Here is a 13,721-nt window from a genome sequence, read left to right as displayed (position 1 = left end):
GTGCCACGGCGCCTTGGCCCATCGTCGGCGAGTGCCGTCAACGACGCGACTAAGCGATGAGGTGACGACGGTGGACCCGTTCCCGGCAGCGTCTGCTTCCCTGGCGACCATCGGCCCGTATCTGGGCCAGATGCAGATCGCCTACTTTTCGATGGAGATCGCGCTCGACCCGAAGATGCACACCTACAGCGGCGGCCTCGGCATCCTCGCCGGCGACACCGCGCGTGCCTGCCTCGACCTCGACCTGCCGGTGGTGTTCGTGACCCTGGCCAGCCGTCTCGGTTACCTGGCCCAGGAGATCGATGCGGCCGGCAACCAGGTCGAACGGGCCGATCCGTGGCCGCTCGAGGAATTGGCGACACCGCTGCGGGCCAAGGTCGCGGTCGTCCTGGAGGGGCGCGAAGTATGGGTGCGGCCGTGGCTCTTCCCGCTCGAGGGCATGCACGGCCAACGCGTCCCCGTGCTGCTGCTCGATTCGCACCTGGTCGAGAACGACGAGCGCGATCGCGGCCTGACCGACCGGCTGTACGGCGGCGACGAGACCTACCGGTTCAAGCAGGAAGTGCTGCTCGGTATCGGTGGGCTGCGCGTGCTGCAGGCACTGGGCTTTTCGATTCGGGTCTATCATCTGAACGAAGGACACGCGGCCCTGCTCGCGCTCGATCTGCTGCGACGGTATCCACTCGCGCCGGACCCGGGCCGCCCCGACCTGCTCGCCTACGATGCCGCCCGCGTGCGCAGCCAATGCGTCTTCACCACGCATACGCCGGTCGAGGCCGGCCATGACCGCTATCCCTATGACCTCTTCGAAGGTCTCCTCGGCGATTACTTCCCGGTCGAGCAGTTGCGCCTGGTCGCAGGCGCCAATCATCTCAACATGACCGAGTTGGCGCTGAACCTGTCCGGCTACGTCAATGGCGTCGCCAAACGCCACGCAGAGGTCGCCGCGCAGATGTTTCCGTACTATCACATCCGCGCGGTCACCAACGGCGTGCACGTGGCCACCTGGGCGCATCCGGCCTTCGCCGCGCTGTTCACCGAGTGCGCACCCGCCTGGTCCTACGAGCCGGAGCTGATGGCGCGTTTCGATCAGCTGTTGCCCGACGATCGGGTCTGGGACGCGCACCAGCAGGCCCGCGAGGACCTGTTCGCGGTGATCGCCGAACGGACCGGCATCCGGCTCGACCCGGCCTTGCCGGTCCTCGGCTTCGCGAGGCGCATCACGGCCTACAAGCGCCCAAGCCTGTTGTTCGCCGACCTCGATCGCCTGCGCCGCATCCACGAAGGGCATCCGTTCCAGCTCGTGCTCGCCGGCAAGGCACATCCGGCGGATGTGCACGGACGCGATCTCGTGCATCGCATTCATGCCGTCATGTCTGAGCTGGCAGCGGACATCCGCATCGTGTTCCTGCCGAACTACGACTATGCCCTGGCGCGCCCGCTCGTGGCCGGCGTCGATATCTGGCTCAATACCCCGGAGCCACCTCTGGAAGCGTCCGGCACGAGTGGCATGAAGGCCGCCATCAACGGCGTTCTCAACCTGAGCGTCCTCGATGGCTGGTGGCTGGAAGGTTGCATCGAAGGAGTGACCGGCTGGGGCATCGCCGGCCACCCGGGTGGCACCGCCGAGCGTCTCTACGACAGGCTCGAGCAGGTCGTCCTGCCGCTCTACCGCAACGACCGTTCGCATTGGATATGGATGATGAAGCAGTCGATCAGCAAGATCGGTTACTACTTCAACACCCATCGCATGATGCGACGCTACGTCTCCGAGGCCTACCTCGTGCGAGAGGGCGCGATTCGGGCCGGCGTGCGAATGCCGGCCGCGTCAGCTTCGATGCTGCAGGCGCCCGCTCGCTGACAGCATCGCCCGCAACGGATCGGCGCACCCGGCAATTGGCGCCGCGCGCCGCAGGCGCCACTGCCAGTTGCCCAGCGCCCGCCCCGGCACGTTCATCCGCGCATCGCTGCCGAGGCCGAGCACGTCCTGCATCGGCAAGATCGCGAGTGCGGCCGGAGAGGCCAGCAACGCTTCGATCAGGCGCTGCGGATTGCAGGATCGCAGCGACAGACCGAGCATCGATGCAACGCGATCGCGCTGGGCCGGCGGCGCATGGCTCCACCAGCCAGCCAGGGTGTCGTTGTCATGCGTGCCGGTATAGGCCACGGCATCCGCCTCATGATTGCGCGGCAGGTGCGGATTGGCCGGGTTGCCGTCGAAGGCGAACTGCAGGACGCGCGTGCCAGGCAATGCGAAAGCACGACGCAGTGCCTCGACGGTCGGAGTGATCGTGCCGAGATCTTCGGCCACGAGCGCCGGCAACCCGGGCTCGGCGGCCAATGCATCAAACAGCGCCGCGGCGGGACCCTGTTGCCAGCTTCCGTGCGCCGCCGCAGCGCCCGAAGGGATCGACCAGTAGGCTTCGAAACCGCGAAAGTGATCAAGCCGGAGCAGGTCGAAGCGCGCACCCTGAACGCGCAGACGCGCTCGCCACCAGGCGAATCCATCTTCGGCCATCCGCGCCCAGTCATACACCGGCGCGCCCCACGCCTGGCCTTCGGGCGCGAACGCGTCGGGTGGTACGCCGGCCGTCGCCAGCGGCCAGCCGCGCGCGTCGAGCTGGAACAGGTGTCGATGACGCCAGACGTCGACACTGTCCAGCGCGGGATAGAACGGCACGTCCCCGAAGAGGGCGATGCCGCAAGTAGATGCTGCGCGGTGCAGCGCCCGCCATTGACGGTCGAACAGGAATTGCACGACGCGCTCCCGCTGCAGCTCATCCGCGGCGCATCGGTTCAGGCGCGCGACCGCATCGTCGGCGCCGTCGCGCCAGACTGGCGGCCACTGTTGCCACGCCAGGCCACGGTAGCGGCGGCGCAGGACGCGAAAGGCGCAGTACGGGTCCAGCCAGTCGCGTTCGCGTTCGATGAAGGAGCGGCAGGATTCGCGCTCGTCTGCGTCCGCCTGCCCGATGAAGCGATGCGCGGCACTCGCCAGGATGCGATGGTGGCTCATGCCCGCAGGCGGGCGACCGGGCCACCACGCCGCATCGCCGAGCTGGTGCAGGCAGATCAGGTGCTCGCCGCCGGCATCGAGCGAGAGCGAACGATAGGGAGAGCGGTCTTCGTGCACGGGCCCGAGCGGCAGCATCTGCCAGACGCGCAGGCCCGCGCGCCGCATGAAGTCCAGGAAACCGAAGGCGGCCTCACCGAGTGCGCCCAGGCGCCGCGACCCGGGCAGCGAGGTCGGATGCAGCAATACCCCGGCCCGCCGCGGTCCGGTCGGCCGCCACGGAATCATGGCGGCCGGTGCGGCAGCATCGTTGGCGCCGGCGCCAACGCCGTCTCGCCATGCGCGAACCGATCCTGCAGGATGCCGGGAGGTTCACAACCGAGCAACCGATACAGGCCGGCGAGCTGCAGGCGGTAGATGCGCTCGTAGCGGGCGACCTCGACTTCGGCATGGTGCTCGTTCAGCCACCAAAACCAATCCGAGCCTTCGCACACGCAGCGTTGGCGCTCGGCGGCATCCTGCTGCGCGCGATCGGCCCGATCGAAGCAGCGCGCGGCCTCGCCCAGCAGGTCCCAGGCGCGGTTCCTGCCGCACGCACCGATCCAGGTGTCGAAGCTGCCATGCACCCAGCTGCCGGCGATCACGCGCTGCAGTCGGGCCAGAGGCACGCCGGGATCGTCGAGGCAGCCACCGAGCGTGGACATCTGCAGCAGCGGGTGGGCAGTGAGCCCGGCGTACAGGGCGGCAAGGAAATTCGCCCCGTTGGCCTCGTAGTGTTCCCACGCGTTCTCGCCATCGAGCGCGAGCACCACGACTCGACCCGGCGCCGCCGGTGTGCGAGCGATCGCCTCGAGGCGGCCAATCAGGTCGGCCGCCGCGTCTCGCCCCGCCCAGTCCTTGTAGGCAAACCCGATGAGGTCCGAAAGTTCGTCGTCGCGAAAGAAGACGGCGGCGCCAGCTCCATTCAGGCGATAGGGCCGATGCAGGACGTCACTGTCGGCCGTCGGCGAGTCGAGGCTGTGCCGCAGCACGGTCTGGCTCGAAACGGTCCAGCGGAATCCGGCCGCCGCGAGACGTTCGAGCGAGGCCTCGCTGATCGCCGCCTCCGGCGACCAGCAGCCCGCGGCGTCGTTGCCGAAGTGGCGCCGATGCACGGCCTGCGCGCGCGCGAGTTGCCGCTGCACGCTGGCGTCGCCACCCGGATAGCGTGCGCTCGATGGCAGCGGCAATCCGGGTCTCGCCTCGCGGGCGCTGGCGAAATCCAGCAGCAGGGGGAGGATCGGATGCGCATACGGCGCGGTCGCCAGTTCGATCCGACCCTGGCTCGCCAGTTTCCCGTAGCGCGCGAACAGGCCGCACAACTGCATGTGGATCAGATCGATCAGGGCATGGCGGTCGGCAAGATCGAAATCCTCGCCCTTTTCCAGCAGCCGCCTGCAGACCGGATCGCCGCGCACCGACTCGCCGAGCCAGGCCAGGTGGTACCAGACCACCAGGTCGAGCATGAGCGCATCGTCGAACGGCCCGGCGGCATCCCGATTCGCGAGTATCGACTCGGCTTGCGCCACCAGGCGTTCGTAGGCTGGGTGACGCCCGATCATGCGCTGGCGATGTGCATGCAGGCACGCTTCCACGAGGGCCTGCCGGGCCTCGGATTCGGCCACCGCAACAGGCCGCGCCAGCGCGTCGAGCAGCGGGTCGCCGACCGGCACGCCGCTGCGTCGCGCATCGCCGAGGCGGCGCGCGTAGTCGTCGATCTGATCGATCAGCACCGGAACGAAATCGATCGTCGCGCGGGCTTCGGCGTGCGCCTCCAGATGCGCCACCATGTCGGTGTAGTCCTTCAGCGCGTGCAGGTAGACCCAGGGCGCCAGGAAGCGGCCGTCGCCCGGATCGCGGTACTCGGGCTGGTGCATGTGCCAGCACAGGACCACGCGCAGTCGGTCAGCCGTCATAGCGCACACGCTGGCCGAGCATGTCGGCGGTGACGAGGACGACGCCGCCTGCGCTGACCTCGAAGCGCGCGCTGTCCTGGTCCGCGTCGACGCCGATCGTGGTGCCCGCCGGCAGGTGCACGCCGCTGTCGAGGATCGCCCGGCGGACCTTGCAGTCGCGTCCGATGCGTGCCTCGGGCAACACCACCGAGTCCTCGACGGTCGAGCCTTCGTCGACGATGACCGACGAGAACAGCAGTGAATGCCGGACCAACGCTCCGGAGATGATGCAGCCTCCGGCAACCATCGAGGATACGGCGCGACCGCAGCGGTCACCGTCGTCGAGCACGAACTTGGCCGGCGGCGTCTGCTCCTGCCAGGTCCAGATCGGCCACTGGCGATCGTACAGGTTCAGTTCCGGCTCGATGTCGAGAAGTTCCAGGTTGGCGCTCCAGTAGGCATCCAGATCGCCGACATCGCGCCAGTAGGCCGGACCGTCACGCGCCGCATCGCGGAACGCATACGCGTACACGGTATCGTGCGCCACCGCACGGGGAATCAGGTCGCGGCCGAAGTCATGGTGCGATTCGGAGCGGGCGGCGTCCTCATCGAGCCGTGCCAGCAGGTAATCCGAATCGAAGACGTAGATCCCCATCGAGGCCAGGGCCAGATCCGGATTGCCCGGCATCGGTGGCGGCTCCCGCGGTTTCTCGACGAAGCCGGTCACACGCCCATCGGCATCGACCTGCATCACGCCGAAGGCGCACGCCTGCTCGCGCGGCACCGGAACGCAGGCCACGGTCACGTCGGCGCCGCGCTGGACGTGCATGCCGAGCAGCGCACCATAATCCATCTTGTAGACATGATCGCCACCGAGCACGAGCACGAACCGGGAATCATGGGCGCGGATGATGTCTGCGTTCTGGTGCACCGCGTCGGCGGTGCCCGAATACCAGCTTTCGCCGGTGCGCTGCTGGGCCGGCAGCAATTCGACGAACTCCCCGAAGTCGGCACGGAACGAGCTCCAGCCTTGCCGGATGTGGGTGATCAGGGAATGCGCCTTGTACTGGGTCAGCACGCCGATGCGGCGAATGCCGGAGTTGACGCAGTTCGAGAGCGGAAAATCGATCAGGCGGAAGCGGCCACCGAAGGGGACCGCAGGCTTGACCCTGCGCTGGGTCAGCGCGCCGAGCCGCGTGCCCTTGCCGCCGGCCAGCACGAGCGCAAGCGTATCGCGCGTCATCAGGCTGACGAAGCGTTGCGACGCCTGCTCGATCATCCACGACCCTCCTCATGCATGGGTCCGCGCTGACGCCCACCAGGAAACGACCCGCGACTGGCCCCATTCGATGCCGATGCCGGTCGCGCGGTATTGATGCAGATCAGGAAACGGGTCGTGGACGTCGCGCATGCTGGCCCGGCTGCCGCCGTCGACGACGGCGCAACAAAGCCACAAGAGGAATCCATGATGTCCGCGATGCCCGCGGCGCAGGCCGATCCGATCCGCCGGATGGACGACGCCCACGCGCTGGCCGAATTTGGCCGCGGCAAGCATTGCCGGGCCTGGACCTTGCTCGGAGCGCACTCGGCCATCCTCGAGGGTGTTCCCGGCACGCGCTTCGCGGTCTGGGCGCCGAATGCGGCGGCAGTCAGCGTGGCCGGTGATTTCAACGACTGGGACGTGGCCAGGAACTGGATGACGGCATGTGACGACAGCGGGGTCTGGCGGGCGTTCCTGCCCGGCGTCGGGCCCGGCTCGCTGTACAAGTTCGCGCTGCGGGCGCGCGATGGCGCGCTCATGCTCAGGAGCGATCCCTACGGGCGCAGCTTCGAACGGCGCCCGGGCACGGCGGCGCGGGTGACGGCGCCGTCACGCCATGCCTGGGCCGATCACGACTGGGTGCGCCATCGTCCCGACTGGCGCGAAGCGCCGATGGCCATCTACGAACTTCACCTCGGCTGCTGGCGTCGCGGCGAAGATGGCCGCTTCCTGAACTACCGCGAGATCGCCGGGCAACTCGTCGCCTACCTGGCCGATACCGGCTTCACGCACGTCGAAGTGCTGCCGATCACCGAGCATCCGCACGATCCTTCTTGGGGCTACCAGAGCACCGGGTTCTTCGCCCCGACCAGCCGCTACGGCGAGCCCGACGATTTCCGCGCGTTCGTCGATCTGCTGCACCAGCACCACTACGGCGTGATCCTGGACTGGGTGCCCGGCCACTTCCCGCGCGACGAGGGCGCCTTGGCGCGGTTCGACGGAACGGCGCTGTACGAACACGCCGATCCACGCCGGGCCGGAACGCCGGACTGGGGCACCCTGCACTTCAACTTCGCGCGCCACGAAGTGCGCAGTTTCCTGCTGTCGAGCGCGCTCTACTGGCTCGAGGAATTCCACCTGGACGGCCTGCGCGTCGATGCGGTCGCGGCGATGCTCTATCTCGATTACGGCCGGCGTCCCGGCGAATGGACACCGAACCCATTCGGCGGTCGCGAGGATCTGGCCGCGACCGATTTCTTGCGCGAACTCAACGTCATCACGCATGGCCAATGCCCCGGGACTTTCACGATCGCCGAGGAGTCGAGCGCCTGGCCGGCGGTCTCGCGGCCGACCTGGCTCGGCGGTCTGGGCTTTTCGATGAAATGGAACATGGGCTGGATGCACGACGTGCTTGGCTATTTCGGACGCGACCCCGTGCACCGCAGCTACCATCAGGATGAACTGACGTTCGGACGGCTGTACGCCTACGACGAGAACTTCGTGCTGCCGCTCTCGCACGACGAAGTCGTGCACGGCAAGGGCACCCTGCTGCGTCGCATGCCCGGCGATCGCTGGCAACGGTTCGCCAACCTGCGCCTGCTGCTGGCCCTGCAGTTCACCTGGCCAGGTCGCAAGCTGCTGTTCATGGGCCAGGAATTCGGCGCCTGGGACGAGTGGAGCGAGCAGCGTGCGCTCGACTGGAGGCAGGCCGCGGAACCGGATCATGCCGGCATCCGCGCCCTGGTCGCCGATCTGAGCCGGCTCTACCGTGACCAGCCGGCGATGCATCGAGGCGACTTCGAGGCGAGCGGGTTCGAATGGATCGACTGCCACGACGCGCCACACTCCGTCGTTTCATTCTTGCGTCGCGACCAGGGTCGACAGGTCGCGATCATCCTCAACTGCACGCCGGTACCGCGCTTTGGCTATCGCGTCGGCCTGCCGTTGCCCGGTCGCTGGCGCGAGCGCATCAACAGCGATTCGCGGCATTACGGCGGCAGCGGCCTCGGCAATGGTGGCGCGGTCCACACCGAACCGATGCCCTGGCAAGGCCAGCCGCATTCGGTGCTGGCAACGCTGCCGCCGCTCGCGGCGTTGCTGCTGCAACCGGAGGCGGACGGATGAGAGCGCTGAAGGTCCTCTATGTCGCCACCGAGTACGCGCCGCTGCTGAAGGTCGGCGGGCTCGCCGATGTCGCCGCCGCGCTGCCGCGGGCCCTGGCCATGCTCGGCGCGGAGGTCCGCCTCCTGATCCCGCTACCCGGCGGAATGACGGACGGTCCGGCGCCGATCTGGTCCGACGCGGGCTGCGCCCTGCATCCGATCGACGCAGCATGTGGAACGCCGGTGTGGCTGCTGGACACGCCTCGACTGCGCCGGCGCAGCGGAATCTACGCCGATCGCAACGGCCGTCCCTACGAGGACGATGCCGAATGCGCCCTTGAACTTTGCCGCATGGCGACGGCCATCGCGGACGACGCCCTCGGCCTGGGCTGGCGTCCCGACGTCGTCCATTGCAACGAATGGCAGACCGCGTTGATACCGATGTTGCTGATGCAGTGCCGTGTCCCGGCCGCCTCGGTCCTGACCATCCACAATCTCGCCCACCAGGGTCTGTTTCCGCTCGCGACGGGCGCGCGCCTGGGCCTGCCGCGCTGGGCCCTGCACGACGGCGCGGCGGAGTACTGGGGGCAACTTTCGTTTCTCAAGGCGGGCCTGGTGTTCGCCGACCGGCTGACCACGGTCAGCCCCGGCTACGCACGCGAGATCCTCACGCCGGCCTTCGGTGCGGGCCTCGACGGCGTCCTGCGTGAGCGGGCGGAGGTCCTCGACGGCATCCTCAACGGCCTCGACGAGGCCAACTGGAATCCGCAGGACGATCCGTTGATCGAGGCGCCGTACTCGGCCACGGAGCCGGCGGAAAAGCGCCGCGCCCGATCCGCCTTGCTGCGCGAGCTGGCGTGGGCCGAGCCCGACAGTCCGGCCACGGGAGTCCTGGCGGCCATGGTCGGGCGCTTGGTGCCGCAGAAGGGCGCCGACCTGGTCGTCGATGCGTTGCCGGAACTGCTGGCCATGGGGCTGCGCATCGTCGTGCTGGGCAGCGGCGACGCCGCGCTGGAGCGGAGTTGGCGCGAGGCCGCAGAGCGCTATCCGGCGCAGGTGACCGTGCGCCTGGGCTTCGACGAGGCCTTGGCCCACCGCATCTTCGCCGCCAGCGACCTGTTCCTGATGCCGTCGCGATTCGAACCGTGCGGTCTGGCGCAAATGAGCGCGATGCGCTACGGCGCGATCCCCGTCGTCAATCCGGTCGGCGGGCTCGGCGACACCGTCATCGATGCCGGACCGACCGCGCAACCGAACGAGGATGCAGATGGCTTCCACATGGTGCGCGCCGATGCGGCCGCCCTCGTCGAAGCCTGCCGCCGTGCCGTGGCTGCGCACGCGGATCGCCGCCTATGGGCGGGCCTGATGCAGCGCGCGATGAGTCGTCGCTTCGACTGGGGCGAGAGCGCCAGGCTCCATCTGCAGATCTATCGGGCGGCCATGCTAGCGCGCGCAGCGCCGCTCGCGCTGGATGCCGGGCAACGCCCGTCAGATGCGCGCCCTGCATGCGCTGGCGGCAGTCACGCGCAGCCGTCGTCGCCGCGGGTCGCGGTGTCCTCGCCTGCACGCGGGCACTAGCACCGGCGCCCGAGAAAGCACCGATCCACTCAGCGCAGCCACTCCGCACGCAGGCGCAGGCAATGGCTGCGCCAGACGCAGCCGTCGTCGCCGCACAGGAACCGCTTTTCGGTGGCGAAGCACGGCTCCGAACCGCTGGCGAGCTGGGCCCGCCAGATAGTCCAGCGCTCGCGCTGGGTGGCGGTGTCGCCTTTCGGCGCGAGTGCCATCTCGGGCTCGCGCGAGTGCGGCGGCCTTCGTCGATACGCCGGCCGATCGGCCGGCCGTGGCAAGAGGTGCCGATGGACGTGGTCGAGGCTGGCCCTTGTGGCGTCGAGGGGGACGATCGCCGGGGCGCTTGCCGGCGTATCGCCGGATTGATCCATTCGGGTATTCATTGGATCTCGCGAGCACGGGTATTGGCGCGAGCATGCTCTGGCCCGGACGGCATCGTGTTGACCCAGATCAGCATTTTCGCGCGCCGTTGCGAGCACCGACGGGCTTGCCCGGGACCGGCCGCATGCTGATCCAGGTCAAGATGCCGCGCCTCGCGAGCCTCAGGCTGTCCGTATGGCGCCGATGAGGAGAGAGCTGTCGTGACCGAGTTCCCGGGCCCGCCGAACGCCGACGACCCGATCCGGACCGCGCTGGCGCACCGGATCTGGACCAGCCGTTACCGACGCCACGACGCGGACGGACGTCCCGAAGCCGATGTCCGCGCCAGCTGGCGGCGTGTCGCGCACGCACTGGCTTCGGTCGAGAAGCGCGATCAGGATGCGACGGCGCTCCGCTTCAACGATCTGATGAGCGACTTCCGCTTCCTTCCCGGCGGCCGCGTGCTGGCAGGCGCCAGCGCGGCGTCGACCGCCGTGCTGTTCAACTGCTTCGTCGGAGCGAGGCCGGACGGCTCCTTGCAGGGAATGCTCGACAGCATCGACGAGGCGGCCCGGATCACCCTTGCCGGCGGTGGCGTGGGCATCGACTTCTCCGGCGTGCCACCGCATGCCGCCGCGCTGGAGACCGGAGCCGATCTGCGTGGCGGCCCGCTGCCACTGCTGCCGCTCTGGGATGCCCTGTGCGCGGCCTTGAGCGCCGGGAGATTCCGCCATGGCGCAATGATGGGCACGCTGCGCTGCGATCATCCGGATCTGCCCGCATTCCTCGATGCCAGGAAAGGCGGTGTCGACCTGGCCCAATTCACCCTGTCGGTGCTCGTTGACGATGCCTTCATGCACGCCGTTCGGCATGCATCCGATTGGCCGCTGGTCTTCCCGACGTCGGAGGGCGATGTCGGCGACAGTCATCTCGCGCGCAGCTGGCCGGCATTCGACGGTCCCCGGCGAGCGTGTCGTCGGTGGGGCCAGGTTTCCGCCGCCGGACTGTGGCAACGGATCGCGCAATGCAGTTTCGAGCGTTCCGAGCCGGGCCTGCTTTTCATCGACACCATCCGGCGCCTGAATCCACTCGCCTATGCCGAGGAAATCGCCGCGGTCAATCCGTGCAGCGAGGTCCCCCTGCCCGCCCACGGCGCGTGCGACCTGGGTTCGTTCAACCTGACCCGCTTCGTGCACGATCCATTCACTGCGCAGGCCCGTTTCGATCGCGAGGCCCTGCTCGCCGGGGTCGCAGACGCGGTGCGCCTGCTCGACAACGTCTACGAACTGTCGGCATTTCCGACTCCCCGGCATGCCGAGGTCGCGCGCGCTTCGCGCCGGATCGGGCTCGGCATCACGGGCCTGGCCGACACCCTGGTCCTGCTCGGGTTGCGCTACGACAGCGAACCGGCGCGACGATTCGCCGGCGACCTGATGCGCGAGCTGTGCATTGCGGCCTATCGCGCCTCGGTAGCCCTGGCGCGCGAAAAAGGCGCATTTCCGGCTTTTGATGGCAACGCCCACGTGCGCGGTGAATTCGTCGCGCGGCTCCCGGACGATCTGCGTGCCGACATCGCGCGTCACGGCTTGCGCAATAGCCATCTGCTCGCGATCGCGCCAGCCGGCAGCATCAGCCTGCTCGCCAATGGGGTCTCGAGCGGCCTCGAGCCGCTACCTGCCCTGCGTCTTCAGCGCAATGTCCGGCTCGCGCCGCAAACTGTCGAAACGGTTGCGGTCGAGAGCCATGCGTTGACCTGCTTTCGCGCGCTTTTCGGCGCCAACGCGCCACTACCCGCTGCGTTCGTCGACGTGCGGCAGATCGCGCCGGAAGATCAGATCCGGATGCAGGCGGTCCTGCAGCAGCACGTCGACAACGCCATTGCCAAGACGGTGACGATTCCGGTCGATTTCCCGCCGCAGCGGCATGAGGCCCTGTTCCGTCTGGCCCACTCGCTCGGCCTGAAGGGCTGTACGACCTATCGTGCGGTTGCGGCCGCCGGGCACGTGTACGCGGCCGACGACTGCCGGCTGCCGCAGGCGTGTCGCCGCGACTGAAGCGACGCGCCGCAGGGCGACGCAGCGGTCATCGGTGCCACTGGATAGCCAGCCGCGACGACCGGATGCGAGCGCGCGGGAGATCAGACCCCCGGCGCGCTGGGCTCTGCCTCGGGCACCCGCTGCGCCAGCCAATTGGCGGACAGACTGGCCACCTGCTCGAGCGTGCCGGGCTCCTCGAACAGGTGTGTCGCCCCGGGCACCACGACCACTTCGGCGCGTCCGCCGAGACGCGCCTGCGCGTCGCGGTTGAGCGCCAGCACCTCGGTATCCGCGCTACCGACCAGGAGCAGGACCGGCGAGCGCACGCGGGCCAGCGCCTGCGGGCCGGCGAGATCAGGCCGGCCGCCCCGCGATATCACGGCGACGACCTCGCTCGGTCGTTGCGCAGCCAGCCGCAACGCGGCCGCTGCTCCGGTGCTGGCCCCGAACAGCGCGATCGGCTGCTCGCGCCAGGCCGGATCCTGCCGCGCCCAATCGAGCGCCGCGCGCAGGCGGTCGGCGAGCAAGGTGATGTCGAAGCGCATCGCGGTGTCACGATCTTCGTGGGGCGTCAGCAGGTCGAACAGCAACGTCGCGAACCCGCGCCGGCGCAAGGCCTGGGCGACGAAGCGGTTGCGGATGCTGCGGCGACTGCTGCCGCTGCCATGGGCAAAGATGACCAGTCCTTTCGGGTCGGGCGGCGATGCGAGGTCGCCTTCGAGGATCTGCCCATCGACATGCAGATGGACGGCCTGGTCGGAGGCGGGTTCCGGATGGTTCGTGCCCTGTGCCCCCGGCGACAGCGCCGCGATCACCGCCTCGTCGCTCACGCTGCCGAAGTCCCGGTAGTAGCGACCGACCGCACCGAAATGGGGGGGACTCGCCAGCACGACCACTTCATCGGCTACCCGGCCGACCTGCACCAGGCTGTCGCGCGCCGCCACCGGCACGGCGCACACCAGATGGCGCGGATGGCGCCCGCGCAGCGCATGCAGGGCCGAGAGCATGGTCGCGCCGGTCGCCAGGCCGTCGTCGACCACGATCACGGTCCGGTCGGTCGGATCGATGCCGGGGCGATTGCCGCAATACAGACTGCGGCGCTCGCGGATCAGGGCGAGCTGACGCCCGGCCTCGCGCCGGAGATAGTCGCGGTCGGCGCCCGACCATCGCACCGCATTGTCGTCCAGCATGGTCTCACCGCTCTCGTCGATTGCGCCGATCGCGAATTCGGGGTTGTCCGGGGCGCCGAGCTTGCGCACGAGGATCACGTCGAGATCGCCGTCCAGGGCGTCGGCGATGAGGCGCGCCATCGGCACGGCGCCACGCGGGATCGCCAGCACCAGCGGCCTGGAGCCACGAAAGCGGGCCAGGGCCGCGGCGAGATGGCGACCGGCCTCGGCGCGGTCGCGAAACGGCAGCAGTGCGTCCATCGATGTCTCCTCC

10 protein-coding genes are annotated in these 13,721 nt (G+C 68.8%); 4 read left to right on the top strand and 6 right to left on the bottom strand.

Annotation, left to right across the window (positions count from 1 at the left end; all coding sequences use genetic code 11):
* Nucleotides 1-70: 70 nt before the first annotated feature.
* On the top strand, nt 71-1,861 hold the full coding sequence (gene glgP / locus BM125_RS14610; protein WP_217647885.1) for an alpha-glucan family phosphorylase: 1,791 nt from the start codon (nt 71-73) through the stop codon (nt 1,859-1,861).
* Here glgP and malQ read toward each other — a convergent pair.
* From malQ to BM125_RS20275, 4 genes are read right to left on the bottom strand one after another with little or no spacing between them, the layout of a single operon-like run.
* Nucleotides 1,829-3,301 carry a 4-alpha-glucanotransferase gene (malQ, locus tag BM125_RS14605; RefSeq protein WP_092409278.1) on the bottom strand — a complete coding sequence of 491 codons (1,473 nt, stop codon included), beginning with the start codon at nt 3,299-3,301 and terminating at the stop codon, nt 1,829-1,831. The genes glgP and malQ overlap by 33 nt on opposite strands.
* On the bottom strand, nt 3,298-4,968 hold the full coding sequence (locus BM125_RS14600; RefSeq protein WP_092409276.1) for a glycoside hydrolase family 57 protein: 1,671 nt from the start codon (nt 4,966-4,968) through the stop codon (nt 3,298-3,300). The genes malQ and BM125_RS14600 overlap by 4 nt, the downstream gene beginning before the upstream one ends.
* Nucleotides 4,958-6,226, bottom strand: a complete 1,269-nt coding sequence (gene glgC / locus BM125_RS14595; RefSeq protein ID WP_092409274.1) for a glucose-1-phosphate adenylyltransferase — start codon at nt 6,224-6,226, stop codon at nt 4,958-4,960. The genes BM125_RS14600 and glgC overlap by 11 nt, the downstream gene beginning before the upstream one ends.
* Before the next feature lie 12 nt (nt 6,227-6,238).
* Nucleotides 6,239-6,403 (bottom strand): hypothetical protein, encoded by a 165-nt coding sequence (locus BM125_RS20275; RefSeq protein ID WP_175498102.1) that lies wholly within the window; start codon nt 6,401-6,403, stop codon nt 6,239-6,241.
* Nucleotides 6,404-6,415: 12 nt separating this feature from the next.
* On the opposite strand from BM125_RS20275, the gene glgB reads away from it, so the two are divergent.
* Both glgB and glgA read left to right on the top strand, forming a co-directional pair.
* Nucleotides 6,416-8,332, top strand: a complete 1,917-nt coding sequence (glgB, locus tag BM125_RS14590) for a 1,4-alpha-glucan branching protein GlgB (protein ID WP_217647884.1) — start codon at nt 6,416-6,418, stop codon at nt 8,330-8,332.
* Nucleotides 8,329-9,888, top strand: coding sequence for a glycogen synthase GlgA (gene glgA / locus BM125_RS14585; protein ID WP_092409270.1), 1,560 nt, complete (start codon nt 8,329-8,331; stop codon nt 9,886-9,888). The genes glgB and glgA overlap by 4 nt, the downstream gene beginning before the upstream one ends.
* Before the next feature lie 29 nt (nt 9,889-9,917).
* Here glgA and BM125_RS14580 read toward each other — a convergent pair whose 3' ends face one another.
* Nucleotides 9,918-10,265, bottom strand: a complete 348-nt coding sequence (locus BM125_RS14580) for a hypothetical protein (protein ID WP_139225024.1) — start codon at nt 10,263-10,265, stop codon at nt 9,918-9,920.
* A 198-nt stretch (nt 10,266-10,463) separates the two neighbouring features.
* Between BM125_RS14580 and BM125_RS14575 the strand changes: the two genes are divergently transcribed.
* Complete coding sequence (locus BM125_RS14575; RefSeq protein ID WP_217647883.1) at nt 10,464-12,296, top strand: adenosylcobalamin-dependent ribonucleoside-diphosphate reductase; 1,833 nt, start codon at nt 10,464-10,466, stop codon at nt 12,294-12,296.
* Between the two features lie 83 nt (nt 12,297-12,379).
* Here BM125_RS14575 and BM125_RS14570 read toward each other — a convergent pair whose 3' ends face one another.
* A complete protein-coding gene (locus BM125_RS14570) occupies nt 12,380-13,708 on the bottom strand; it encodes an alpha/beta fold hydrolase (protein WP_092409266.1) in 1,329 nt (442 codons plus the stop codon).
* Nucleotides 13,709-13,721 lie beyond the last annotated feature (13 nt).

The sequence above is a fragment of the Dokdonella immobilis genome (assembly GCF_900115085.1).
GTDB lineage: Bacteria > Pseudomonadota > Gammaproteobacteria > Xanthomonadales > Rhodanobacteraceae > Dokdonella > Dokdonella immobilis.
Note: the sequence above shows the minus strand (reverse complement) of the source record. Positions and strands in the feature narration are given on the sequence as shown.

Bases quoted from the DNA above. Each gene is read 5' to 3' on its own strand.
- malQ (WP_092409278.1), bottom strand. From the start codon at position 3,301: ATGATTCCGTGGCGGCCGACCGGACCGCGGCGGGCCGGGGTATTGCTG.
- glgB (WP_217647884.1), top strand. From the start codon at position 6,416: ATGTCCGCGATGCCCGCGGCGCAGGCCGATCCGATCCGCCGGATGGAC.
- BM125_RS14570 (WP_092409266.1), bottom strand. From the start codon at position 13,708: ATGGACGCACTGCTGCCGTTTCGCGACCGCGCCGAGGCCGGTCGCCAT.
- glgA (WP_092409270.1), top strand. From the start codon at position 8,329: ATGAGAGCGCTGAAGGTCCTCTATGTCGCCACCGAGTACGCGCCGCTG.
- BM125_RS14580 (WP_139225024.1), bottom strand. From the start codon at position 10,265: ATGAATACCCGAATGGATCAATCCGGCGATACGCCGGCAAGCGCCCCG.
- BM125_RS14600 (WP_092409276.1), bottom strand. From the start codon at position 4,968: ATGACGGCTGACCGACTGCGCGTGGTCCTGTGCTGGCACATGCACCAG.
- glgC (WP_092409274.1), bottom strand. From the start codon at position 6,226: ATGATCGAGCAGGCGTCGCAACGCTTCGTCAGCCTGATGACGCGCGAT.